Annotated in this window: 17 protein-coding genes; 14 read left to right on the forward strand and 3 right to left on the reverse strand. The window is 40.2% G+C overall.

What is annotated here, in order from left to right:
- From dnaA to RB151_RS00025, 5 genes are all read left to right on the forward strand, one after another.
- On the forward strand, positions 1-1392 hold the full coding sequence (dnaA, locus tag RB151_RS00005; RefSeq protein WP_042846777.1) for a chromosomal replication initiator protein DnaA: 1392 nt from the start codon (positions 1-3) through the stop codon (positions 1390-1392).
- Between the two features lie 5 nt (positions 1393-1397).
- Entirely contained in the window at positions 1398-2498 is a 1101-nt protein-coding gene (gene dnaN / locus RB151_RS00010; protein ID WP_042846778.1) for a DNA polymerase III subunit beta, read from the forward strand.
- A gap of 9 nt (positions 2499-2507) precedes the next feature.
- Positions 2508-3602 carry a DNA replication/repair protein RecF gene (recF, locus tag RB151_RS00015; protein ID WP_042846779.1) on the forward strand — a complete coding sequence of 365 codons (1095 nt, stop codon included), beginning with the start codon at positions 2508-2510 and terminating at the stop codon, positions 3600-3602.
- 18 nt (positions 3603-3620) lie between these two features.
- A complete protein-coding gene (gene gyrB / locus RB151_RS00020; RefSeq protein ID WP_042846780.1) occupies positions 3621-6035 on the forward strand; it encodes a DNA topoisomerase (ATP-hydrolyzing) subunit B in 2415 nt (804 codons plus the stop codon).
- A gap of 437 nt (positions 6036-6472) precedes the next feature.
- Complete coding sequence (locus tag RB151_RS00025) at positions 6473-8056, forward strand: phosphoethanolamine transferase (protein WP_094301193.1); 1584 nt, start codon at positions 6473-6475, stop codon at positions 8054-8056.
- A gap of 336 nt (positions 8057-8392) precedes the next feature.
- On the opposite strand, the gene asd is transcribed toward RB151_RS00025, so the two are convergent.
- Positions 8393-9499: an aspartate-semialdehyde dehydrogenase gene (gene asd / locus RB151_RS00030; RefSeq protein WP_042846781.1), complete on the reverse strand. Its 1107-nt coding sequence runs from the start codon at positions 9497-9499 to the stop codon at positions 8393-8395.
- Between the two features lie 333 nt (positions 9500-9832).
- Here asd and RB151_RS00035 point away from each other — a divergent pair, with 333 nt between their 5' ends.
- Together RB151_RS00035 and yidZ are read left to right on the forward strand one after the other, a co-directional pair.
- On the forward strand, positions 9833-11017 hold the full coding sequence (locus RB151_RS00035; RefSeq protein WP_071547545.1) for an MdtL family multidrug efflux MFS transporter: 1185 nt from the start codon (positions 9833-9835) through the stop codon (positions 11015-11017).
- On the forward strand, positions 11010-11975 hold the full coding sequence (yidZ, locus tag RB151_RS00040) for an HTH-type transcriptional regulator YidZ (protein ID WP_071547546.1): 966 nt from the start codon (positions 11010-11012) through the stop codon (positions 11973-11975). Before RB151_RS00035 ends, yidZ begins: the two co-directional genes overlap by 8 nt.
- Before the next feature lie 70 nt (positions 11976-12045).
- On the opposite strand, the gene ykgO is transcribed toward yidZ, so the two are convergent.
- Together ykgO and RB151_RS00050 are read right to left on the reverse strand one after the other, a co-directional pair.
- Positions 12046-12171: a type B 50S ribosomal protein L36 gene (gene ykgO, locus RB151_RS00045; RefSeq protein WP_042846784.1), complete on the reverse strand. Its 126-nt coding sequence runs from the start codon at positions 12169-12171 to the stop codon at positions 12046-12048.
- A 2-nt stretch (positions 12172-12173) separates the two neighbouring features.
- Entirely contained in the window at positions 12174-12434 is a 261-nt protein-coding gene (locus RB151_RS00050; protein ID WP_071547547.1) for a type B 50S ribosomal protein L31, read from the reverse strand.
- A 241-nt stretch (positions 12435-12675) separates the two neighbouring features.
- Here RB151_RS00050 and RB151_RS00055 point away from each other — a divergent pair, with 241 nt between their 5' ends.
- The 7 genes from RB151_RS00055 (at position 12676) to RB151_RS00085 (ending at position 26497) form a co-directional block, all read left to right on the forward strand.
- A complete protein-coding gene (locus RB151_RS00055; protein ID WP_071547548.1) occupies positions 12676-13788 on the forward strand; it encodes an SGNH/GDSL hydrolase family protein in 1113 nt (370 codons plus the stop codon).
- Positions 13789-14006: 218 nt separating this feature from the next.
- Positions 14007-14918, forward strand: coding sequence for an N-acetylglucosamine kinase (gene nagK / locus RB151_RS00060; protein ID WP_042846786.1), 912 nt, complete (start codon positions 14007-14009; stop codon positions 14916-14918).
- Positions 14919-15309: 391 nt separating this feature from the next.
- Positions 15310-15945 (forward strand): OB-fold-containig protein, encoded by a 636-nt coding sequence (locus RB151_RS00065; RefSeq protein ID WP_042846787.1) that lies wholly within the window; start codon positions 15310-15312, stop codon positions 15943-15945.
- 79 nt (positions 15946-16024) lie between these two features.
- On the forward strand, positions 16025-18226 hold the full coding sequence (locus tag RB151_RS00070) for a flotillin family protein (RefSeq protein WP_042846788.1): 2202 nt from the start codon (positions 16025-16027) through the stop codon (positions 18224-18226).
- An 80-nt stretch (positions 18227-18306) separates the two neighbouring features.
- Complete coding sequence (locus tag RB151_RS00075) at positions 18307-23244, forward strand: DNA repair ATPase (protein WP_071547549.1); 4938 nt, start codon at positions 18307-18309, stop codon at positions 23242-23244.
- Positions 23244-23822 (forward strand): rhomboid family intramembrane serine protease, encoded by a 579-nt coding sequence (locus RB151_RS00080; RefSeq protein WP_071547550.1) that lies wholly within the window; start codon positions 23244-23246, stop codon positions 23820-23822. Before RB151_RS00075 ends, RB151_RS00080 begins: the two co-directional genes overlap by 1 nt.
- Before the next feature lie 185 nt (positions 23823-24007).
- Positions 24008-26497: a penicillin G acylase gene (locus RB151_RS00085; RefSeq protein ID WP_225833204.1), complete on the forward strand. Its 2490-nt coding sequence runs from the start codon at positions 24008-24010 to the stop codon at positions 26495-26497.
- Positions 26498-26502 lie beyond the last annotated feature (5 nt).

Below are 26502 nucleotides of genomic sequence, written 5' to 3' on the forward strand. Positions count from 1 at the left end.
GTGTCACTTTCGCTTTGGCAGCAATGTCTTGCCCGATTGCAGGATGAACTACCTGCCACAGAATTCAGTATGTGGATACGCCCCCTTCAAGCTGAATTAAACGACAACACACTGGCACTGTATGCCCCAAATCGTTTTGTTCTCGACTGGGTTAGAGACAAGTACATCAATAATATTAATGAATTATTGAATGACTTTTGTGGAACTGACGCGCCTGCTCTACACTTTGAAGTGGGCAATAAACCGATTGCCGTCGCACCGGCAGCAACGCAAGCACGTACAACAAACCAAGTACCTGCATTTGCCGCGCCGTCAGCTCCGATTAAACCAAGTTGGGATAACTCAGCCAAAGTACAACCGGAAGTCGCTTACCGTTCTAATGTGAACCCTAAGCACACTTTTGATAACTTTGTTGAAGGTAAATCGAACCAATTGGCTCGTGCCGCCGCGAGGCAAGTGGCTGAAAATCCGGGTGGGGCCTATAATCCACTATTCCTTTATGGTGGAACAGGTTTAGGTAAAACTCACTTATTACATGCTGTAGGCAATAGTATTATGGAGCATAAAGCCAACGCACGCGTGGTTTATATGCACTCTGAACGTTTTGTTCAAGATATGGTCAAAGCTCTACAGAATAACGCAATTGAAGAATTTAAACGTTATTACCGTTCTGTAGATGCATTACTTATTGATGATATTCAATTTTTTGCTAACAAAGAGCGTTCACAAGAAGAGTTTTTCCATACTTTTAACGCGTTACTTGAAGGCAATCAGCAAATTATTTTAACATCCGACCGTTATCCAAAAGAGATTAACGGGGTTGAAGATCGCTTAAAGTCACGCTTTGGTTGGGGTTTAACGGTAGCAATCGAACCACCAGAACTCGAAACCCGTGTCGCGATATTAATGAAAAAAGCAGATGAAAATGAAATCCAACTGCCAGGTGAAGTGGCTTTTTTCATCGCAAAACGGCTTCGCTCTAATGTTCGTGAGTTAGAAGGCGCATTAAATCGTGTGATCGCCAACGCAAACTTTACAGGTCGCGCAATTACTATCGATTTTGTACGCGAAGCATTACGTGACCTATTAGCACTACAAGAAAAACTGGTAACTATTGATAATATTCAAAAAACTGTTGCTGAATATTATAAAATTAAAGTGGCAGATTTACTGTCGAAACGCCGTTCTCGTTCTGTCGCTCGTCCGCGTCAGATGGCAATGGCCTTGGCAAAAGAGCTGACCAACCATAGTTTACCTGAAATCGGGGATGCCTTTGGCGGCCGTGACCATACCACGGTATTACACGCTTGTCGTAAAATTGAACAGTTACGGGAAGAGAGCCATGACATCAAAGAAGATTTTTCTAATTTAATCAGAACATTATCATCTTAATTGCTATGAAATTTATTATAGAACGCGAGCAGTTATTAAAACCGTTACAACAGGTTAGTGGTCCTTTAGGTGGGCGTCCAACTCTGCCTATTTTAGGTAACCTTTTATTACAGGTAAAAGAAGGCACCCTCCAACTCACTGGAACCGACCTTGAAATGGAGATGATGGCCAACGTTCCTCTAACGCAGGAACATGAAGTTGGTGCAACAACGGTGCCTGCACGCAAGTTTTTTGATATCTGGCGTGGTTTACCTGAAGGTTCTGAAATTCTAGTAGAACTCAATGATGATAGACTGCTCGTCCGTTCTGGTCGTAGCCGCTTTTCATTATCTACTTTACCAGCAGCAGACTTTCCAAACCTAGATGATTGGCAAAGTGAAGTTGAATTTTCTCTTCCTCAGTCAATACTGAAACGTTTAATTGAAGCAACTCAGTTTTCCATGGCACACCAAGATGTGCGTTATTATCTCAACGGAATGCTATTTGAAACTGAAGACTCAATGCTGAGAACCGTTTCAACCGATGGGCACAGGCTAGCAGTTTGTGCGATGGACATCGGTCAATCTTTACCTTCTCATTCGGTAATTGTTCCTCGTAAAGGGGTGATTGAGTTAATGCGCTTGTTAGATGGTGGCGATTCACCATTACAACTGCAAATCGGTAGCAATAACATACGCGCCCACGTAGGGGATTTTATTTTTACCTCTAAATTGGTTGATGGTCGCTTCCCTGATTATCGCCGTGTGTTACCGAAAAACCCAAATAAAACATTAGAAGCTCGTTGTGACTTACTAAAACAGGCATTTTCCCGTGCGGCGATTTTATCCAATGAAAAATTCCGCGGAGTACGCTTATATTTTAGTGAAAACCAATTACGCATCACAGCAAATAACCCTGAGCAAGAAGAAGCTGAAGAAATTGTTGATGTTAGCTATCAGGGAACTGAGATGGAAATTGGTTTTAACGTCAGCTACATCTTAGATGTCTTAAATGCACTGAAAAGTGAAAACGTGCAGCTATTATTAACCGATGCAGTTTCCAGTGTGCAAATTGAAGACGCTGAAAGCAAAGCGGCGGTATATGTTGTCATGCCAATGCGTTTATAATCGGTATTTATGATCCTTTCGCGTTTATTAATCCGCGATTTTCGAAATATTGAAAATGCGGATCTCGCCCTTGCTAATGGGTTCAATTTTTTAATTGGCCCAAACGGGAGTGGCAAAACTAGTATACTGGAAGCAGTGTACACCTTAGGTCATGGCCGCGCATTTCGCAGTATTCAAGCGAATCGTGTTATTCGTCATGAGCAAGAACAATTTATTCTTCATGGTAAACTTAGCCATCTAGATAAAAATCGTAATGACCTTTCATTGGGGTTAAGCAAAAATCGCGAGGGTGACAGTAAAGTTCGCATAGACGGCACCGACGGCCATAAAATTGCAGAGCTTGCAAAACTGTTGCCGATGCAATTAATTACCCCAGAAGGTTTTACACTACTCAATGGCGGCCCGAAATATCGTCGAGCCTTCATTGATTGGGGCTGTTTTCACAATGATCCGTTGTTTTTTTCAGTATGGTCTGATTTAAAACGGTTATTAAAGCAGCGAAATGCGGCTTTACGCCAAGTTACCCGTTACGAACAAATACGTCACTGGGATAAACAACTGGCGCCAATTTCAGAGCAAATTAGCCAATGGCGTCATGACTACATCGCAGGTATTGCCGAAAATATAGAGCAAACCTGTCAGCAGTTTTTACCCGAATTTTCACTCTCGGTATCCTTTCAGCGCGGTTGGGATAAAGAAATTGATTATTCAGAACAATTAGAGCGCCAATTTGAGCGTGATAGAGCACTAACCTATACCGCTTCAGGGCCACATAAAGCAGATTTGCGTATTCGTGCAAATGGTACCCCTGTAGAAGATATGCTTTCTCGGGGCCAACTAAAGCTATTAATGTGTGCATTAAGGTTAGCGCAGGGTGAGTTTTTCACTCGTCAGAGCGGGCAAAGGTGCCTGTATCTGCTGGATGATTTTGCCTCCGAGCTTGATGCGGGTCGCCGCCAATTGTTAGCGACACGTCTCAAAGCTACGCAAGCACAAGTGTTTGTCAGTGCCATTACAGCTGAACAAGTTAATGATATGATAGACGCAAACAGTAAGATGTTTAGTGTAGAACATGGCAAAATAGAAGTTCAACCTCAGGAATAGAAAGAGCAGGAAACGTTGATGTCGAATACATATGACTCCTCAAGTATCAAGGTATTAAAAGGACTGGATGCGGTGCGTAAGCGCCCGGGCATGTATATCGGTGATACAGACGATGGAACAGGTCTTCATCACATGGTTTTCGAGGTTGTCGACAACGCTATCGACGAAGCCCTCGCAGGCTTCTGTGACGATATCGTGATCACTATCCATGCCGATAACTCTATCTCCGTACAGGATGATGGACGTGGGATACCAACAGGTATACACGAAGAAGAAGGTGTCTCTGCTGCAGAAGTTATCATGACTGTCCTGCACGCAGGGGGGAAATTTGATGACAACTCCTATAAAGTCTCCGGTGGTTTACACGGAGTTGGGGTTTCTGTTGTTAACGCCTTATCTGAAAAACTTGAACTGGTCATTCGTCGTGACGGTAAAGTTCATGAGCAAATTTATAAACACGGTGAACCACAAGGTCCTCTGACTGTTGTTGGGGAAACAGACATAACAGGTACTCTCGTACGTTTTTGGCCAAGTATGGATACCTTTAAAGGTGTCACAGAATTCGAGTATGATATTTTAGCTAAACGTCTTCGTGAGCTATCATTCTTAAACTCTGGGGTATCAATCAGGCTTATTGATAAACGTGATGGGAAAGAAGACCATTTCCATTACGAAGGTGGTATCAAAGCCTTTGTTGAATATTTAAGTCGCAATAAAACGCCAATTCATCCGTCAGTATTTTATTTCTCTACAGAAAAAGACGGTATTGGTGTTGAAGTTTCAATGCAATGGAATGATGGCTTCCAAGAAAACGTGTACTGCTACACCAATAACATCCCACAACGTGATGGTGGTACTCACTTAGCTGGTTTCCGTGCAGCGATGACCCGCACATTAAATAACTACATGGAAAAAGAAGGCTATCAGAAGAAAAGCAAAGTCAACGCTACAGGTGATGATGCGCGTGAAGGCCTAATTGCTGTTATTTCCGTGAAAGTTCCAGACCCTAAATTCTCATCACAAACCAAAGAAAAACTAGTTTCTTCTGAGGTAAAAACTGCCGTTGAAACTATCATGAACGAGCGGTTGGTTGAGTATTTACTGGAAAACCCGAATGACGCTAAAATTGTTGTCGGTAAAATTATCGATGCCGCTCGTGCTCGTGAAGCCGCACGTAAAGCACGTGAAATGACACGCCGTAAAGGTGCGTTAGACTTAGCCGGCCTACCGGGTAAATTAGCAGACTGCCAAGAACGTGACCCAGCATTATCTGAACTCTACTTAGTGGAAGGGGACTCTGCGGGCGGCTCAGCAAAACAAGGCCGTAACCGTAAAAACCAAGCTATTTTGCCACTAAAAGGTAAAATTCTTAATGTTGAAAAAGCGCGTTTCGATAAAATGCTTTCTTCACAAGAAGTTGCCACTCTTATCACAGCATTAGGTTGTGGCATCGGACGTGATGAGTACAACCCAGACAAACTGCGTTATCATAGCATTATTATCATGACGGATGCGGACGTCGATGGTTCACACATTCGTACACTGCTATTAACCTTCTTCTATCGTCAAATGCCTGAAATTGTTGAACGCGGTCATATCTTTATCGCTCAGCCGCCACTGTATAAAGTAAAACGTGGCAAACAAGAGCAATACATAAAAGATGACGATGCGATGGACGATTATCTTATTTCTATCGCCCTTGATGGTGCAGAGTTACATCTCAGTGCCGACGCTCCAGCAATGAAAGGTGAAGAATTAGAAAAGCTGGTTGTCGAATATAATGCGGCTCACCGTATTATTCGTCGCCTTGAGCGCTTATACCCACAAGCCTTACTCAACAGCTTAGTTTATCAGTCTACGCTGACTGAGGAAGACTTAAAAGAAAACGCAAAAGTTGAAGAATGGGCTCAAACATTAGTTAAGCGCTTAGAAGACAACGAGCAATTCGGCAGCACATATAGCTACATAATTAAAGAAAATCGTGAGCGCCAATTATTTGAGCCAACAATCCGTATTCGCACTCACGGTGTTGATACTGATTACAACCTCGACTTCGATTTTGTTCACGGTAGCGAGTATCGCCGTATCACTCATTTAGGCGACTTAATCAGTGGCTTAATTGAAGAAGGGGCGTATATCCAACGTGGTGAGCGTCGTCAGAATATTGATAACTTTGAAGAAGCTCTCGCTTGGCTATCTCGTGAATCGCGTCGTGGTCTGTATGTACAGCGTTATAAAGGTCTTGGTGAAATGAACCCAGAACAGCTTTGGGAAACCACCATGAACCCTGAAACTCGCCGTATGATGCGCGTAACCGTAAAAGATGCTATCGCAACAGATTTACTCTTTACTACATTGATGGGTGATGCTGTTGAACCTCGTCGTGCATTTATTGAAGAGAATGCGCTAAAAGCAGCAAATATTGATATTTAATCATTATATTTACTGACTAATATTAAATAACTCCACTCGAAAGTGTGGGGTTATTTTTTTCTTTATTTCCCCCTACTTATTTGCTCACTGAACATGACATTCAGCAGCCCTCTTATTTTAAAATAAACAATAACTCATTAATTTATTAGCCGATTATGGTAAGTCTTTATCTAAAAGCGACCATCACAGTGATATTGAGATCCAAATTGCTCTCTCTTTTAACAAAGTTTCTTCGCTGCCATTTTCTTGGTAGGGAAAAGCTCATGACTTAACCTCACGAGATTTTACAGTTTTTTACGCCACTATTTTGATTATCTTATCTTTTTATGTGCTATAAACGGTTAATACCCTAAGTTAATTAGATGTTAATGGTTAAATCCATATGTTCAATAACCCAACACACTCAAGGTAAAAGCAAAATACGTAATAAGAAAACAATGATACGACAACTGATTATCCCTATTTATTTTTTGTTGCTCTCATCCATCCCTGTTTTTTTCAGTGGTGATGCGAATGTGATGGCAGACACTGCGATTATCATTTCTGGCACACTCATTATGCTTCTGTGTGCTGGCGTATATCGGTCCCTTATCGGAAAAATATTCACGGTTTTCGTCTCATTGCTTTGGGCGTTAAATCTTTCAGTCTCATTTTTCTTTTACAAAAAACACGATATTCGGTTTTCCTCTTCAATTGCCGAAACCTTTATTAATACCAATAGTAGCGAAACGGTGGGGATGCTCTCCTACAATATTGGTTATGTGATCTTTTATTTGTTTGTTTTTTCAGTGTATTTATTAAGCATCCATAAATGCACTAAATATATAAACCGCCGTACGACAATGATTAGTATCGCGATGTTATGTGGTTACCTCTTAGCAATCCCTGCTTATTACGCGTCATTACTCAATAAACCAGATAGCTCATTGTTAATAACCGAAAAATATTTGCTCAACACGCCATTTTACAATGCAGCTGCTCTCGTCAAAAACTTGTATGAAAACCGCGGCATAAAAAAAATCTCATCCCAAATCGTTTCATTTGACTATGAGAAAAAAGATACTGAAGCACAAATCTATGTTCTCGTCATTGGCGAATCCCTACGTCGTGACCATATGGGTTTATATGGCTATCAATATGATACAACCCCTAATCTAGATAATCGTCAGTCACAGCTTTTGGTATTCCAACAAGCTTATTCTCCTGCTCCGGTCACCATATTGTCAGTGCCAATCTCACTGTCTAATATTCGCTTTGACCAAATGCAGGATAAATCACACTATGCTGACAATATTATTTCATTAGCCAATCATGCGGGTTTTAAAACCTATTGGATAAGTAACCAAGGAAAAACCAATAAACGAACCAGTGTCATCTCTGCGATAGCTAACATGGCTCAAAAGAAAAAATGGAATGAATTCGTGGGTTATGATGAGGAAATTCAAGACCATTTTAATGATGCGATTAACGACCCAACAGACAAGAAAAAACTGATCATCCTACATACTTATGGGAGCCATGAGCCTGCGTGTAACCGTTTTCCAGAAAAAGAGTTAAAAAAATTCAGTGAACAAGAAGATGATAATTGTTATGACAGCTCTATCGCTTATACCGATAAATTTATCGAAAACTTACTCCAACAGCTAGACGGGAAGCCCGCTTCGTTGATGTACTTTTCAGACCATGCATTACAACGATTAGACAGTGATAACAAGATTCACTACCACCATGGCGTAAATAACCCAAGAAAAGAAGCTTATGAGATACCCTTATTAATCTGGTACAGCCAAACCATACCAAAACCGGCATTAAACCCACGAGCTTTGGGTCAACCCTATTCAACTGCTAATAATTATTGGTTAATTAGTGACTGGTTAGGAATACAACAGCATGCATCACAAGCTTGTTTATCTCCCATGCGTGAATGCTATCAACCCAATAACAACATTCAGGTGATTGATGGCAACCGTAACATATTACCGGTTAATCAATTACCATCGGAAACAAAAGACCCTCAATAAAAGCTAAAAATATTTGGCATTATCTAAAGAAAAATAGTGGCATCATGGAAGTCGCCAATACTGTTCGCCCTAGTATTGCCAATAATACAGTGGGTCATAATATAAAACTGCTTGAGGAAACGTGAATATACTTCCCCCTAATGATGTTTCAATACCTAAAAAAACCGTATTTTCTATCCAGTGAAGTATATTGAATTAAAGGTTATTCATCACCAAAATACATAATGGCGTCATATCAAGACGCCATTATTCGTGTACAACAAGAATATCCCCTTGGGTAAAGCCAACATATTTTTATATGCAGACCTATATAACCCACCGACATTCATTAAGGAATTATAATAAAATCCTTAACATACGGCGAAGAGGCTCAGCGGCTCCCCACAGTAATTGGTCACCAACAGTAAAGGCTGATAAATACTCAGGCCCCATATTCAATTTGCGTAAGCGACCAACTGGCGTACTTAATGTACCAGTCACTGCAGCAGGTGTCAGTTCACGCATTGTGATTTCTCTATCATTTGGAACAACTTTTACCCACTCATTATGAGAAGCCAGTAATTGTTCAACCTCTTTTAACGGCACATCTTTTTTCAATTTCAATGTAAAGGCTTGGCTATGGCAACGAAGTGCGCCAATACGAACACACAAACCATCAACAGGGATAATATTTTTACCTGTTGCCAATATTTTGTTAGATTCCGCTTGGCCTTTCCACTCTTCACGGCTTTGGCCATTTTCGAGCGCTTTATCAATCCATGGGATCAAACTTCCTGCTAGTGGGACACCAAACGCATCTGTTGGCATCGCGCCACTGCGTGTAAAATCAGTGACTTTCTTCTCAATATCTAAAATAGCAGAGGCTGGGTCTTGCAGTTCTTTAACCACTTGTGTGTGCAAAGACCCCATTTGTGCCAGTAGCTCACGCATATTACGTGCACCTGCACCTGATGCGGCTTGATAAGTTGCAACTGACGCCCATTCCACTAAATTATTCGTGAACAAACCACCTAAAGACATCAACATCAAACTAACTGTACAGTTACCACCAACAAAGGTCTTAATACCTTTATTCAAACCATCTTGAATGTGTTGGTTATTCACTGGGTCAAGAATGATAATCGCATCATCATTCATACGTAATGAAGATGCTGCGTCAATCCAGTAGCCATCCCAGCCTGCGGCTCTGAGCTTCGGATAGACATCATTAGTATAATCACCACCTTGGCAGCTAATAATAACATCTAGCGCTTTCAATGCATCGATATCAAAGGCATCTTGTAAAACACTTCGATGACCACCATAAGTTGGTGCTTCTGCACCTTGTTGTGACGTCGTAAAAAATACAGGGCGGATCGCATCAAAATCACGTTCTTCTACCATTCTCTGCATCAATACTGAACCGACCATACCGCGCCAACCAACAAACCCTACATTTTTCATTTTTATTCACCCTGTTTGTTTAAAGTTTTACCAAAAAATTTCCTGTTCCAACTTAATAAGAAGCAATACCGCATTTTTGTCATTTATAAGAGGCTCATGAAAGCTGGAGCTAGAAATTTTTCGGATATATTAAACCTGACAAAATATGCATCAGTGTGCAAGTGAATTTCATCACTAATAGTAAGAAGATTAGTAATAAAGCTAATACTCCTCCTAAAACACATGAATATCTTATTTCCATTTTGGAAAATGCTGTTTTCTAATTAATCCATTCGTTATATCATTCACTCAGCTTAAAATTAGAATAATCCCTCTCACAGTACAGCTTATCTCATGACCAAATATGTTCTTTTTAGCTTTTGGATAGTCCTTATCTATCCCCTTGGTGTCGACCTTCACTTAACGGGTATTCCTTATATAGCCGCTGACTTAAGCGCTAGTGAAAGCCAACTTCATGTCGCATTTTCTATTTACCTTGCAGGCATGGCATCCACAATGCTCATTGGGGGATGGTTCGCCGACCATGTTGGCCGTAAACCCGTGGTCTTAGTGGGGACGGCAATATTTGCCATTTCCTCTGTCATGGCAGGAAACTCGACATCGATTGACCTATTTTTGATGGCTCGCTTCCTACAAGGCATCGGCGCTGGTTTCTGTTATGTGGTGACTTTCGCTATTTTACGAGATGTACTTAGTCCACAAAGGCGGACTAAAGTCTTAGCGGCAATGAATGGCGTGACTTGTATTGCCCCCGTACTTGCCCCTGTCATTGGGTTTGCCATTTTACTGGTCTACCATTGGTCAATGATGTTTTACTTTATGGCTGCTTATGCGGTACTGAGTATGGTTTTCTGCTTAGTGTCGATAAAAGAAACTAAACCTGCGGCTCGCCAAGAAACCAAACACACCATATCATCGCCAGACACCACAGAAAAAATCTTCAATTTATTCTTTGTCACTCGTTTGATTATTTCTTGCTTTGGAATGGCGGTGATCCTGACCTATGTGAATGTCGCACCGATTATCCTGATGGGTAATCTAGGTTTTACCACGGGTCAATATTCCACAGCTATGACCGTTCTAGCAATGGTGAGTATGGGGACTTCGTTCTTAATGCCAAAATTGCTATCAACATTTAATAGCCAATCACTGCTCAATACTGCCCTTGGGTTATTTTTATTCAATGCCGTTGTTTTATCTGTGTATCTCTTTACGTTTAACAACCTGATTTTGCTATTTATTGTTTTTGCTTGTAGCGGAATGGGTTTTTCAATGCAATTTGGGATTATTATGAGCCAAGCGCTATCCCCATTTGCCAGAAAAGCCGGTATTGCAAGCTCCATTTTAGCCATTTCGCAACTCAGCTTCGCCTCTTTGTATATTTGGCTAATGGGGGCAATTGGCATACCATCAATCAGTATGTTGCTAATTATCCTATTAGCAGCAGGTACTATGGGCATAATCTTGCTCAGAGTTCCCGCCACACAAGTCAATGAAAAGGTAATAGCATGTGAATAAACAATTGCATCGTTTAGACTTAAATTTACTGGTTATTTTGCAATATTTAATGGAAGAGCGGAGTGTTAGCCTCGTAGCTCAACGCCTTGCTATCACGCCATCTTCTGTCAGTAAATCATTGTCTAAACTACGCCAATGGTTTGATGACCCGCTATTTATTCGCAGCCCGCAAGGGCTTCTTCCTACACCATTGATGTATCATATAGAAAAATCACTTCCTGAGTTTTTGAATTTATCCAGCTATATCACTGAAATCCGTGATACTGAAAAACCACGGGGAATAACATTCCGGTTAATGATGGAAGCTCCATTAAATCTGATCATGCTCCATGATTTATCCTTGAATATCCTCAATCAATATCCTGAATCAGACGTCATTATGCGGGATTGGGACTATAATTCACTTGCGGCATTAGTGGCAGGTGATGCCGATATTGGGTTAGTAGGTAGGGAAAGTTTTCACAGCTCAAAAGAGTCAATAAACCACTTACCAAATATCCTTAATTTCGACGTGTTGTTTACTGACCGACCTCTGGCCTTTATTCGCCGAGATCACCCCATTCTAAAAGAAGAATGGAGTTTAGCCAATTTCCTAAAATACCCTCATATTAGCACTGAATTTGGTAATCGTATTCCATGGGCCCTAGATGACTTATTGTCTACAATGGGGCTTAATCGCCAAATTAGCCTTTCATTTTCAACATTTGAACAATCACTGCTGATGGCATCACGACCTGAACACAATCTCATTACCTGTACTCCCGGATACTGCCAACATTATGTGAATAACTTCAAACTTGATCTCGTCTGTCTACCACTCCCCATTGATGACATTCTTTACCAGCAACTCGAAATCCCCTTTTTAGTGTTGTGGCATAAACGCAACTCGTATAATTCCAAAACATTATGGCTAAGAGAACAAATTAAAAATAGCATTCTCAATTTTGTAAATGCATAAAAAATGCCATGGCAAGGAGCATGAGTTGCCATGGCAAAAGCAAGAAACACCAGAAAAAATTAACAAGGAGTTAGCCTTGTACAGCTTTAAAACGTGGGTTTGTTTTGCATATCACATACACACGACCACGACGGCGAACAACTTGGCAATCTGGATGACGCGTTTTTGCCGTTTTTAACGAACTCAACACTTTCACGTTTATTTCCCCTCTGTTTGTAAAAAACGCCCGAAACGTTTTTGGAATTGTGCTGTTTTCCCTTCTTGAGAAATCACTTTTTGTTTGCCGGTATAGAATGGGTGCGATTGAGAAGACACATCAAGGGTGACATAAGGGAAAATCTCCCCTTCAAATTCAATCGTTTTTGCCGTTTTTATCGTCGAGCCCACTTTAAAATAAGCATCAACACTTGTGTCATGGAAAACCACTGTACGGTACTGTGGATGTATCCCCTGTTTCATAATAGCCACCTGAATGTTATGTTATAATATAACAATATATTATTTAAAATAACGACGCAACTATTTTATGGACCAACACTATTTCACAAACAACAAAATAAACATAACAAACTGAATTAAAACACTTTATAAGAGAATAAATACTAGAAAAACCAAAAATCTGTTATCACTATTTGATATTTGAATAAAAAATTACCTGATAACTTTATAAGTACTTAATTAATTATTTGGGTAAAAAGCAATGCCTATAGAAACAATACGCACTTTCCCTCGTCATACTGATCAAGTAAATAATTGTCGACCTGAAAATACCTCTTCCTCATTCACTCGTAAAATCAAAATGTTATTTAATTCCCGTTTTCAGTTAGGAGGCGTACCTATTTTTAATGTGTCTAACCCATCAACTAATAGTATTAATACCGATGAGACTGACTCTTCACAGTCTAAAGAACTATTTTCATTAGCTGTTAGTATGTATAGCCAGCCAAAAGATAAAATTAATAATTTTGAAAGAGTTATTGTGGTTGGAGACAGCCTGTCAGATTCAGAAGGAAGAATGCTGAAAAAGACACTAGGGCTACTACCTTCTGCACCACAATACTATAAAGGACGCTTTACTAACGGCTTCACATGGGTAGACTTCCTAACTTCACCAACAGTGATGAGCTACAAAGACAAAAATTCAAATAATACATATCGACCTGTTGAAGTTATCAATAAGGCCGAAGGGGGCGCTGTCTGCGCAACTTACAACCAAAAAAACCCTAAATTTAGATTTATTTCCAATATAAAAAGGCAAATACAAGGTATTAAATTCAATAAGTCAGACCTTGCTATTATCTCTATTGGCTCTAATGATTACATGACATTCAATAAAACAAATACCTATAAAGTCATTTCCAGTCAGCTCAAAGCAATCAATAAAATGATAAAGCATGGTGCACAGAATATCTTAATAATGGGGATACCTGACCCTAGTAAAACCCCCTTTAAGAACGAAAAACCGATGGAATATGAAAATAAAATGAAAATGCTAACTCTTATGCATAATCAAGCATTGGAAAATAGCATAAAAAAATTAAATGCTCTGCATAGTACTAATATCGTCTTTTTTGATATTAATAAAACGATGACAGAGATTTATCAGCAAGCCAAAACCCTTAACTATGAAACAAACCTACCATTTGCTAACGGTTATATTGGTGGAAAAGAACAACTAGATACGGCCCCACCTTATCTATTTAATGATAATGTCCATCCAACACAAGAAGTTCATGCCATTGTGGCACTTAAACTCAATGAATTTATTGCAAAAAATTTTAAATCTCCTGTAGCTCCTACAACAACTGATTAACCCTCACCGAAAGGCGAGTCGTTACACACTGGCCTCTTTTAATCTGTTATTGTTCAATGCAAATCAACCTAAAAACACCTAAAGAAAAATAAAATCTAAAACAATAATTTATCCTCTAGTGATCTTTTGTATAATTAACCTATTACGCACTATCATTTATTATTTATCAAAGAGATACATTAGCTTTTTAATAAATAAACCATTAGGGGAAGGTGAAAATGTATTACGGCTTTGACATGGGCGGAACAAAAATTGAACTTGCTGTCTTTGACAAAGAGTTAAATCAAGTCTGGCAAAAACGTGTTCCTACGCCTAAAAACGACTACCAATCACTGTTAAACGCGTTTCTCACACTCACACAAGAAGCCGATGAAAAATTTAACTGTCTAGGCAAAATAGGAGTTGGTGTGCCAGGTATCGTCAACCATGCTGAAGGCACTGTATTCACAACAAACGTCCCAACTGCGCAATATAAACCTTTAATTCATGACTTGGCTAATATTTTACAGCGCCCAGTCAAAGTGGAAAATGATGCTAATTGTTTTGCTTTATCAGAAGCTTGGGACCCTGAATTCAAACGTTATCCAACCGTCTTAGGCTTAATTCTAGGAACAGGGGTTGGTGGTGGTTTCGTCATAAACGGCAAAGTGCTACCTGGAAAAAATGGGATTGCCGGAGAAATTGGCCACATGAATTTAAGCGTTCGCGGCGCTAAGCTTTTGGGTGATACAGTCCCTGAAATCATTTGCGGTTGTGGGCAAACCGCTTGCTTTGAAACTTATTTATCTGGCCCCGGCTTTGAACGTATCTATGCTTCGTTTACTGGTAGAAAACATTCAGCAATCGAAATCATTGAACAATATAAACAAGGTGATATCCAAGCAAAACAGCATGTCGACCGTTATATATCATTGCTTGCAATGTTTATGGGGCAAATCGTCACCGTTTTCGACCCTGATTTAGTCGTTATTGGTGGGGGGCTCTCACAATTTGAAGAAATCTATCAACGACTACCTGAAGTCCTACCACAATATCTTTATGGCATCGCAACATTACCTGCGATTGAAAAAGCACGTTATGGTGACTCTGGTGGGGCTCGAGGGGCAGCATTCCTAAACTTAATTGACTAACTTTGTACTTTTTTGCGCTTCATTAAGCTTTTAGCCAATGAAGCGCAAATTTATCACTTTAATCATTTCTATTTTCCCCATTTTATCCTTTAAATACCACCTCTTTGGTTGAGAATGATTATCATCAACTTAGCTATTAATGATAAAATCATGCTCTGTCAGTAGCTTCTTATTATAAAAAGTACTTTAGGAATAACTTCAGAGGATCACACTGGATATCAATCCAGTATTGTACGAAACTCAAAAATTAAAAGTGCTTATAGACTAGTCTGATACTGTAATTAATTAAAAAATATATTATTACGTTATATTTTTTAATGGTGATAAATTAAACAAGCTGTTCCTGTTTTTGCATACTATGTATACATACTTAGAATAAAGAGAAAATCCTATGAGTTTGTTTTTCCATAACAGCTTGATGTTTCCAACAGTTATCTTTAGCGGCTTACTAATTATTGTGTTGTTTTACTGGTTATGCGCTGCTTTTGGTCTGTTAGATATTGATTTATTCAATGTTGATACTGAATTTGATAGCGGTATTGACGCAACAGGTTTTGCTGGGTGGTTAACAAAACTTGGGTTAGCAGGGGTCCCTGTCACCATTATTCTGACATTATTTACACTGTTTGGTTGGGTGATCACCTACTTTAGTGTTTATGGTTTTATTCGCTTTATTGATTTAAGTCTATTGCGTTATCTTGTTGGTTTTGCTGTATTTGTTATCACGATATTTATCTCACTTCACTTAACCGCCCTTTGCTTAAAACCTGTACGGAATAAACTTATTAGCCTCAATAAACCCAAAACAGTACACCAACTCATCGGGAAATATGCCACAGTCCGCTCAGGTACCGTCAATGAAAAAAACGGTGAAGCCATACTCGAAGATGGTGGTGCCGGGCTAATTTTGCAAATACGAGCGCCATTTACAGAAGGTATAAAACGGGGTGATCGCGTTGTTATTATTAGCTATGACGCAGACTCACACAGTTACCAAGTTGTCACTGAAAAAGAATTCCGCAACTAAAGCTATTGGTTGTTATATAAAATAATACTTGCTTGAATCATCGAAATGACGACATCGTCAGAACCTATGGAGAAAAAATATGGATTTGGCTGCATTAATGCCCTTTTTAACCATTGTCGGAGGGATAATCCTAGTTATTTTAGGGTTTTTTGGGTTATTCAAAGCCTTCTATATCAAAGTCCCACAAGGTACTGCTTTGATTGTCAACGATATGTCGTCTCAACCAAAAGTACATTTTACTGGGGCATTAGTTTATCCCGTTATCTACAAAAAAGAGTTCATGCGTATTTCATTGCTGACTCTGGAAGTTGACCGTCGCGGTAAAGATGGCCTTATTTGTCATGATAACCTACGCGCAGATATCACGGTTGCATTCTACTTGCGCGTAAATGAAACCACTGAAGATGTACTGAAAGTGGCTAAAGCTATCGGGGTTGACCGCGCATCAGACCACCAAGCCGTCAGCACCTTATTTAGTGCTAAATTCTCAGAAGCATTAAAAACTGTCGGTAAACAATTAGATTTAGCAACATTATTTGAAAATAGACAAGATTTCCGTGACCGCATTGTGGATGTAATAGGTAAAGACCTCAACGGTTACGCTCTGGAAGATGTCGCTATCGACTACCTAGAACAGACACCAAAATCAGCCCTCGACCCAAATAATATTTTTGACTCCGAAGGTATTCGTAAAATTACTGAAATTACGGCTATTCACAATATAGAAACCAACCAGAAAGAACGAGACCAAGAACTGGCGATTCAAAAGAAAAATGTGGAAACGCGTGAAGCTAGCTTAGCACTTGAGCGTCAACAAGCTGATGCAGAAGCCCGTCAAAAACGTGAAATCGATAATATCCGAGCGCGTGAACAGGCTGAAACTTTACGTGTTCAAGAAGAAGAACGTTTAAAATCAGAACAAGCACGTATCCAAACTCAGCAAGAAATTGAAATTCGTGAAGAAAACCGCATGCGTGAAGTCGAAGTGGCTCAACAGAACCGCACTCGCGCTGTTGCTATTGAAGAAGAACGCGTTAGCCGTGCTCGTGAACTTGAAGTCGTTGCTCGTGAACGAGAAGTTGAATTACAACGTATTGAAAAAGAAAAAGCGCTGGAAGAAGAACGTAAGAATATCTCTAATGTAATCCGTGAGCGTGTAGCAGTGGAAAAAACGGTTGCACAAGAAGAGGAACGCATTAAAGAAGTTCGCGAAGTTTCTGAAGCTGAGCGTATGAAAAAAGTCACTGTCATTAATGCCGAAGCAGAAGCGGAAGAGTCTTTAGTCCGCCAAGTGAAAAAAGCTGCCGCAGATGAAGCTAGCGCTAAACACCGTGCAGAAGAAATCAGTACGATGGCACAAGCTGAATTAGAAGCATCAGCAAAACAAGCTGAATCGAAAAAACGTTTAGCTGAAGGTATTGAAGCTGAGCATGCCGCATTAGGTTTAGCAGAAGCTCGTGTTCGCCAAGCAACTGCGGAAGCCGAAGAAAAAGAAGGTTTAGTACTTGCTAATATCACGGCTGAGAAACTGCTAGCCGAAGCACGTGGCTTGAAAGAAAAAGGCTTAACTGAAGCCCAAGTTATGGAAGCTAAAGCAAAAGCTGAGCAACAACAAGGGTTTGCTGAAGCAAAAATTCTTGAAGAAAAATTAGCAGCGCAAGCTCGTGGTGAAGAACAACAAGCTAACGCTAAAGAAAAATTAGGCTTAGCCGATGCCAAAGTCCTTGAAGAAAAACTGGCAGCACAAGCTCGCGGTGAAGGTCAATTAGGTTCAGCACAAGCAGAAGTTATCCGCCAACGCCTGAAAGCCGAAGCTGATGGTTTAACAGATAAATTTAAATCAATGGATCACCTCAGCGATACTGCTCGTTCTCATGAAGAGTTCCGTATGCGTCTTGAGAAAGAATTTGAACAAGCCATGGCCTCTATTGATGCGAATAAAGAAATTGCTCGTGAACAAGCCGATGTATTGGCTGCTGCACTGAGCAAAACCAATATCGAAATTGTAGGTGGTGATGGCAGCTTCTTTAATACTTTCTCAAAAGCACTTAGCTTAGGCAAAGCTGTTGATGGTTTTATGGATAAAAGCAGCTTCGCTAAAGAGAATGTTGAAAAACTAATTAATCGCAGCAAAGAAGATAAGAAAGTTGATATTGCCGCTTTACTAAAAAACCCTGAAGTTCAAGACCTAATCAATGGCTTTATGGCAGCGAAAGGGGCAGGGCAACTGGCAAAAACAGTCACTGCAAAACCTATTCCACCGACAGATGACCAACTTTAAGTAATCAGCACATATAGGGGTAATTCTACCCCTAATCGCTTTTCATTTTTATTGTCTTAGTTAAGGGAATTTGCTGCACCATGTCAGATATTCAGGATACGGATCGCGAACAAGAAATACTCGATAGCGCTGTCGCAGAAGGGGGGGCGTATGAAATATTGCGTAAGCGCCTAACCGAGCAAGGTCAGCAACTTCATCAAAAAGCTTCGTTACTGAATGAAAAACGGCTAGAAGAATTTGGCCAAAGCCAAATGGATATTATTGGCCGCATTCGTATTCGTACTGAAAATAATTGCCAAGCAAGGGACATTGTTCGTGTTGGTGAATGGCTTTTATTTGGTTATAACGTTTTCCTCGGGCTTAAAAAAGAAACTCACCTTGAAGATGTTTTTTCATTATATCGACTCGTCGAAGGTGAGGACGAATTTGATGTTGAAGCCGTCCCTTACGAAGAAACCTTTTTAAGCGATAATCGCTTTGTTCAAGATTTTACTGAACTGTACACTTACTATAAAAACACCCAACTCCTTCAGCTTGTTGAAAGGGATGGGAAACTTCTCGCCAGTTTCCAAATTGGTGACCGCATCACTGATGTCCGTGTTTTCCGTTGGTCTATATCAAGTGATAAACGCCGTATCGAATATATAGATAATCGAGGTGAGCGGGACATAGCTCTTCCTCCCGCGTATGACTTTGAATGGCATAAAACCACACGCGAAAACACGGTTAATGGTCGTTACCCTCATCTAAATATTCTTGATACTGTATTTATTGAAACTATCGGTGGCGACTTAACAATTAAGTGTGAAAATAATACTGAAGATGGTTTAGGGATTTATCGGGAAGCTGTTCTGGATAAAAACCAGTCTCTTGATGACGCACAAATTGAATACGCTCAAACAGGCAGCTTAATTATATTAAAGGTTCTGCCTTACCGAGAAGAAAGCTGGCGTTATCTGGTTTACAACACATTATCCCAATCAGTACAACGCATCGATGCCATTGGGCAAGCTTGTGTTCAGCTACCTGAAGATCACGGCATTATTTTCCCTGGTGGCTACTATTTACAAAATGGCGATTACAAAACCTTTGATCAGCCCATGGAGGGAATGCGTTTTCGTCGTTTACGTCGTTCTCCAAATGGTGAAGATGTCTTATATGTTTTCTATTCCCCAAACCAAGGTCGCCTTGCCCTATTTAACTATAATTTAATCGAACGTACATTATCCGTTCCGCTTATTGGGCATGGTTACGCCATGTTTGAAGATGGCAAAATGGTACTGTTTGAAGGTGAAGGGGAGGAAGCCACCCGAGTGCATCCTATGCAGGTTTGGCAAACACCTTTTTACTCAGAAGAGTTTGCAGATCAGCAACCAACCCGGAGTGGTTTTTTTGGGCGTATAGGTAATGCTGATTTAGTAAGGGGTATTTCAGAAATTTTGCATGTTGCAAAAGAGATAGAAGGTAACCAAGTTTCTATTGCGCGCTATGAACAACTTAGCCAACAACCCAAAAATTTATTAGATCTCTATTATTGGCTCAGTGATGACCAGTGCCTAAGTATTGGTAAATTACTGAAAGAGATTACTCAGACTAGTGAATTAGTTCTTGATGAGTATGAAAAAGTTGAGAGTATTAGGCAACAATCCGCCAAATCAATGAATGAGGCGGTCAGTCGTCAAAAATCACTACTTTCTTTGACACTGCCTGATGGTTGGACTGATATTCAACAGTTTGTTGATGGCTTAAATTCTCTCAATGCACATCGAGGGCATTTAATTTCATTACGTGAATTTCGCTATATGGATTTAGAACAACTCAGCGAAATGGAAAATGAAATAATTGAAGCTCAGCAATCTGTTTCACAAGCAACCGCAGCGTTCCTTGCAAGCGATAAAGCATTACTACCTTTTAAATCACAGCTTGCTATTTTTGAAGAACAAATAGAAAAATCACAAAACAGTGCTCAGTTAGACGTCCCCATGAATGACATGGAAAAAATGTCTGCTGATTTAGATATGTTATCCAATTTAATGGCATCATTGTCTTTTAACGATGTCACTCAACAAACAAGTATTATTGATGCTATCTCACAAATATATGCACAATTAAACCAGTCTCGTGCTCGCTTACAACAAAAACGAAAATCTCAAAGTAGCGTGGAAACTGTCGCGCAATTTGGGGCTCAATTTCGCTTGTTTAGCCAAGGGATCACCAATGCACTTTCCCTTGCCTCTGACCCTGAAAGTTGTGATGATCAGCTATCAAGATTACTGGTTCAATTAGAAGAACTGGAAAGCCAGTTTAGTAGCCATGATGAATTTCTCGATGATATTCTTGCTAAACGTGAAGAATTACTCGAAACCTTTGAGTCCCATAAACAAGTTCTAATTGACGACCGCCAACGTCGTGCTCAAAACTTATTAACCGCAGCAGATCGCCTACTCGATAGCTTGCAACGTAGAACCGCCCGTTTACAATCTCAAGATGAACTTAACGCTTTCTTCGCATCTGATCCCCTCGCATTAAAAACTCGCGAAATTATTGAAAAACTAAGGGAAATTAACGATAACGTTAAGGCAGATGATATCGATGCTCGTTTAAAAGCCTCTCGCGACCAAGCTATCCGCGTCCTAAGGGATAAAACAGATATTTTTGAAGATGGCGGCAATATCATTAAATTGGGTCGTCACCGTTTTAGTGTGAATACCCAAGAACTAGACCTAACGATTTTACCTAAGAATGATCAACTGTGGGTTTATCTAACAGGGACTGATTTCCAAGAACCTATTGAGAATGCAGAGTTATCACAGTTACGACCTTATTGGAGTGCATCACTAGAATCTGAGTCTGATACCGTTTATCGTTCAGAATACCTTGCTTATTCTATTATTTATGCGGCAACCAAGCGCCAAGACGGGCTGGATTTTAGTCTTCTAAAAAGTGCGTTAACTTCCCCAGAAAAACTTGAGAAAATTGTCCGTGATTTTGCTAGCCCACGTTACAAAGAAGGCTATGAAAAAGGTATTCATGACCATGATGCCGTTGCACTACTGAAAAAATTACTGCCAATCGGTGAAAATGCAGACCTTCTACGTTATAACCCAACAGCCCGTGCCATTGCTGCAATCTATTGGGAACAAGTACAAAACGAAGATTACCCTGCTCAATGGCCGGAACGCGCAAGAACGGCAATGAATATTCACCAATTATTCCATAATGATAATGCCCTACTTGACCTACAAGCCGAAATTGAAGCTGGTATCAGCTTATTTTTACAAGATAACCCAATTCAATGCCAAGGGTATGTACAGACTCAGGCTGCTGAATATCTAAGTTTTGCCTTAGCGAGAACACCCATAGAATTGGTTTATAGTAAATATGCTAGGGAATTAGTGCTCGCATTACAAAGCCGATTGGAAGATGCGCATATGTGGCTCGATTTCAATCGTTCACAACAAAACTTAGGTACTCGCTATGCTCAACGCTGGTCATTAATTCAAAACTGGCTACAAGGGCTATGTTCTGTACCTGAATTTTCTCATCTAGAACCTTATATACCAGGTGCAATCGCGATTATCATATTAGATAAAGTCGCCTCTGCCCGTTATAGTGAAGCTGACCTTTACTTTAAAGTTAGCGGTTTGCTAGGTGAGCATCCAACGATTGAAAACCAGACTTTATCCTTAAGTTTAGATAATTACTTTGGTCGTATGCGTGGGCAAAGGAAACGTTTTATTCCTGAATTTCGCCAGTATCAAGCATTACGACAACGCATTATTGCCACAGAACGTAGTCGCTTAAAACTTCATGAGTTCAAAGCCAAACCACTGAGTTCATTTGTTCGTAATAAATTGATAAATGATGTTTATTTGCCAATTATTGGTGACAATATGGCGAAACAAATAGGGGCTCTTGGGGAAGGGAAACGCACCGACCTAATGGGGCTACTATTAATGATATCCCCACCAGGTTATGGTAAAACTACCTTAATGGAATACGCGGCAGATCGCTTAGGGTTAATTTTTATGAAAGTTAATGGCCCTGCTCTTGGGCATGATGTGCTTTCCCTTGACCCCGAACAAGCACCTAATGCCACGGCAAGGCAAGAACTTGAAAAGCTGAATTTAGCCCTCGAAATGGGGAATAATGTGATGCTATATGTCGATGATATACAACATACACACCCTGAGTTTTTACAGAAATTTATTTCCTTATGTGATGGAACAAGGCGCATTGAAGGGGTTTGGAAAGGAAAAACCAAAACTTATGATATGCGAGGCAAAAAATTCTGTGTCGTCATGGCCGGTAACCCTTATACCGAGTCAGGAGAAGTGTTCCGTATTCCAGATATGCTAGCAAACCGTGCTGATATCTATAACCTCGGGGAAGTATTAGGTGGGATGGATGATGCTTTTGCATTGAGTTATATCGAAAATAGCCTCACATCTAACCCTGTATTAGCCCCTCTAGCGTTACGGGACCTTAATGACCTCTACTTATTTGTCGACAAAGCTATGGGGAAATCAATCTCAACTAACTCACTCAGCTACCCATATTCTGATGCTGAAATAAATGAAATTACTTCAGTAATCAAAAAAATGATTAAGTTACGAGATATTGTATTGAAGGTGAACCAACAGTATATCGCAAGTGCAGCCCAATCAGATAAATACCGTACAGAGCCGGCTTTCCGCCTACAAGGTAGCTATCGAAACATGAATAAATTGAGTGAAAAGGTTTCTTCAGTTATGAATGACGATGAGCTAGAAAGGTTACTTGATGACCACTACCTTGGGGAAGCTCAACTTTTAACCACTGGTGCAGAAGAAAACTTACTTAAACTGGCTGAAATACGTGGCACTCTTTCTCAGAAAGATGCTAAACGCTGGCAGCAAATTAAGAAAGACTTCATGCGTAATAAAGCACTTGGTGGCGATAATGCCGATATTGGTGATCGGGTCGTGGGCCAGCTAGCTTCATTAGTAGAAAGCGTCCAAGCCCTTGGTAACCCCTGATGAACTTTTTGCAAGGTTACCCGCGTATTAGGCTATTAATTTTTCTGGTAGCAATTTTTATTATTGTTCAGTTAATTAATAGTCTAACAGCGGGTGGGTTAACCCCCTTTGGGGTTGTCCCTCGAACCATGACCGGGTTACTAGGCATTTTTTTTGCCCCCTTTATCCACGGTAGTTGGGGGCATCTATTCAGCAATTTACCGCCATTTATCATTTTAAGTGCCTTGCTACTTCATCGCACAGTTAAAGCTTATCTACTGGCATCATTGTTTATTATCAGTGTTGGTGGTTTAGCTGTTTGGTTACTAGGCCGTAATGCTATCCATATCGGTGCTAGTGGCTGGGTTTTTGGTCTATGGGGCTTACTCATTGCCCAAGGCTTTTTACGGCGAAAATGGGTTGATATTGCCATTGCATTATTCGTGTTATTTTATTTTGGTACGATGGCTAGCGGCTTGCTCCCCATTAACCTGTATATTTCTACTGAATCCCATATTGCTGGTGCCCTAGCTGGTATTACCTACGCATGGTTGGCTAATCGTTACGACAAAAAAACGCGTTGTTCTTCGCTCAAATAACCCCACCATTTGACTCATTTTTTATCTTTTTTCCCATTTTACGTATCCCTTTTTGTGAGCTTGATTCACATATTAATAATTAACTTAAAATTAACCAATAATTAACAATGTAATAATGCTAGTCTCAAAAAACAATAACGACAATGGAGACACAACCGATGAAAAAAAAAGTCATACCTATCGCAATGGTTTTCGGGTTAACCACCTTGTCATTCACCTCACTTGCCGCACACACTACACAAGTGAAAATTGAACGAGACAGCTATGGTGTTCCTCATATTTATGCCGATGATACTTATAGCCTTTTTTATGGGTATGGTTATGCTGTCGCACAAGACAGGCTGTTCCAAATGGAAATGGCGAAACGCAGCACACAGGGCACGGTTTCAGAAGTGTTAGGTAAAGATTACATCGCTTTTGACAAAGATATTAGAACTAACTATTGGCCAGATTCTATTCATCAACAAATAACTCATTTACCGACAGAACAGAAAGATATTCTAAAAGGTTATGCTGATGGAATGAATGCATGGATAAAACAAGTTAATGAAAAACCAAATGAATTAATGCCTAAGCAGTTTATCGATTATGGTTTTTTACCTTCACAATGGGATAGCTTTGATGTTGCCATGATCATGGTTGGTACAATGGCAAATCGTTTTTCTGATATGAACAGTGAAATTGATAACCTTGCATTACTTACTGCACTGAAAGATAAGTATGGTGAACAAATGGGAGTAAAAGTCTTTGACCAAATTAATTGGCTTAATAACCCCAATGCACCAACAACCATCTCACCGCAAGAATTTACCTATTCAGATTCAAAAAATAACAAAATAACAACACAATTGAATCAAATTAATGATTACCGTTTAACGGCTCCCATGTTTGATCGACCCGCTAAAAATAACTCAGGTAAACTTATTGCTCTTTCCCCTAAACAAAACAATGCGTTAATTTCCCAACAGTACGAACAAGGTGGAGCTAATGGGATTGCGGGCTACCCCACCACCAGCAATATTTGGTTAGTGGGGAAAAATAAAGCTTCTGGCGCAAACGCTATTTTACTCAACGGCCCTCAGTTCGGTTGGTTTAACCCCGCATATACCTATGGTATTGGTTTGCATGGTGCAGGGTTTAACATTGTTGGAAATACTCCTTTTGCCTACCCAGCTATTTTATTCGGTCATAATGGCCATATTTCTTGGGGGTCAACGGCAGGGTTTGGCGATGGTGTTGATATCTTTGCTGAAGAAGTTTCACCTGAAAACCCCAATAATTATTTACATCAAGGCCAATGGAAAAAAATGCTAACACGCCAAGAAACAATCAACGTAAAAGGCGAAAAACCGGTTACCTTTGCTGTTTACCGTACAGTTCATGGCAATATTATTAAGCGCGACGACTCTACTCACACCGCTTACAGTAAATCTCGCGCGTGGGATGGGAAAGAAGTATCATCATTAATGGCATGGGTTAAACAAGGGCAAGCACAAAATTGGCAGCAATGGCTAAACCAAGCAAAGGACCAAGCCCTCACAATTAACTGGTACTACGCCGATAAAGACGGAAACATCGGCTATGTTCACACCGGTCATTACCCAGATCGCCAAGCTAACCATGATCCGCGTTTACCTGTTCCAGGAACAGGTGATTGGGATTGGAAAGGTATGCAACCCTTCGAAAACAACCCTAAAGTGTATAACCCTAAATCAGGTTATATCGCTAACTGGAATAATTCCCCCGCAAAAAATTACCCTGCGAGCGACCTTTTTGCTTTTCTCTGGGGCAGTGCGGATAGAGTGACAGAGATAGATAACCTCATAGATTCTTATGATAAATTAACATCAGATGATATGTGGAGTATTTTACAACAGACTAGCCGTGTTGACCTCAACCGGCGTTTATTTATGCCTTATTTAAGCCAAGCTACTGAAGCCTTACCAGCTAGTGATAACGCAGCCAAATTAGTCTCAATACTCAAACAATGGGATGGTATAAACCAATTATCCAGTGATGGTAAACACTATATTCACCCTGGTTCAGCCATCCTTGATATTTGGTTAAAAGAGATGCTCAAAACTACATTAGGCCAAACGATCCCAGCCCCATTTGATAAATGGTATCTTGCAAGTGGTTATGAAACCACACAAGAAGGGCCTACAGGGTCATTAAATATTAGCACGGGTGCCAAGTTACTTTATGAATCACTACTGGGTAATGACTCCGCTATTCCTCAAACAGTGGATATTTTTTCAGGTCAATCCAAGAATACTATCATCCGAAAAGCACTGGATACCACCTACCAAAAAATGAAAGATAAATACGGCGACGACCCTGCAAACTGGCAAACCAATGCTACTGCATTAACTTTCCGTGAAAATAATTTCTTTGGGGTTCCACAGGCTCTAGCAAAAGAAAATTTCCATCAAAATGAATACCATAATAGAGGTACAGAAAATGACCTTGTGGTATTTACTGAAAATGGTGTTCAAGCGTGGGATGTTGTTGCTCCTGGTCAAAGTGGTTTTATTTCGCCCCAAGGCAAACGCTCACCCCATTACCAAGACCAGCTTTCACTGTACAACCAGTTCGGTAAAAAACCATTATGGTTAGATAAACAAGAACTAGCGCCACATATAGAATCAACGGAAACACTCACTGTTTATCAATAAGCTTA

The sequence above is a fragment of the Providencia rettgeri genome (assembly GCF_001874625.1).
Lineage (GTDB): Bacteria > Pseudomonadota > Gammaproteobacteria > Enterobacterales > Enterobacteriaceae > Providencia > Providencia huashanensis.